The sequence below is a fragment of the Rhizobacter sp. P3_B12 genome (assembly GCF_056402895.1).
The window spans coordinates 1-1,252 of record NZ_JBFUGN010001376.1; the positions used below are offsets into that span (position 1 = coordinate 1).

1 protein-coding gene is annotated in these 1,252 nt (G+C 66.4%); it reads left to right on the forward strand.

Annotation, left to right across the window (positions count from 1 at the left end; translation table 11 throughout):
* Positions 1-23 precede the first annotated feature (23 nt).
* Positions 24-1,252: AMP-binding protein (locus AC1D01_RS35380; protein ID WP_477874294.1), on the forward strand; the 1,229-nt coding region annotated here is incomplete at its 3' end.

Below are 1,252 nucleotides of genomic sequence, written 5' to 3' on the forward strand. Positions count from 1 at the left end.
GAACTTGAGACCGACATCGATTCATGGAGTCCAAGATGCCAGTGCGCAGTGCATTCGCAGAATCCCTGACCCAGCTGCTTGCAGCGCGAGCGCTCGAGTGCGGTGATCGGGTGGCCTATCGATTCCTCGCTCGCGGTGCCGCCGGCGATCCGCCGATCACCTACGGCGAACTCCACGAGCGTGCGCAGCGGGTTGCGGCTTCGCTGCAGGCGGCCGGCCTGCGCGGCGAACGCATCCTGCTGTACGTCGGCACGAGCGTGGATTTCGTCATCTCGTTCTTCGGGATACTCCTGGCCGGTGCCGTCGCGGTCCCTTTGAGTCCGCCTCACTTGTCGCGCGCGCTCGCGCGCTCCGAATCGATTGTGCGCAACGCCGCTGCCAGGATGGCCATCGTGCCCGGCACCATGCTGAAGCGATTCGTGCAACTGCAGGCAACGAACGAAGCCTTTGCCGCGCTGCAGTTGACAACGCCGGACGAGCTCGAAGCCCGCACATCCGGCGGCTGCATCGATGCGCCGGCCTTCAGTGACTCGCTGGCCGTTCTCCAGTACACCTCCGGATCCACCTCGACGCCCAAGGGCGTGTGCGTCACCCACGGCAACTTCCTGCAGAACGCAGCGATGATCAGCCGGGCGATGGGGTTGAGCGAGCGCACGGTGGGTGTCAGCTGGTTGCCCCTGCACCACGACATGGGCCTGATGACAGGCGTGATCGGCCCGCTCTTCAATGGCTGCCCGATGACACTCATGCCGGCCGGCGCATTCGTGGCCGATCCGCTGCTGTGGCTGCAAGCACTGACGCAGCACCGGGCCACAGTCACCGGAGCGCCGAACTTCGCGTACGAGCTGTGCCTCGAGAAGGTGCTTCAGGAGCAACTGACCGACCTCGATCTGAGCAGTCTCGAGGTGGCCTTCTGCGGCGCCGAAACCGTGTGCGCCGACACGCTGCAGCGATTCGCGTCGCGTTTCGAGGTGTGCGGTTTTCGCAGCCGTTCGTTCTTCCCGTGCTATGGGCTCGCCGAGGCGACCTTGATGGTGTCGGGCGGGCCTGAAGGTGGGTCGGCACGCTTCGTCAATGTGGCAACGGGTGCACTCGGGCAGGGCCGGGTCGCCGCCCCGCAGGCCGCAGAGCCGGCGCAACTGCTGGTGAGTTGCGGGCAGGTGCTGGCCGGACTCGACGTGGTCATCGTGGACACGAACACCCTGCGGCCGTGTCCCGAGGACCGGGTGGGCGAGGTCTGGGTCCGCGGCAG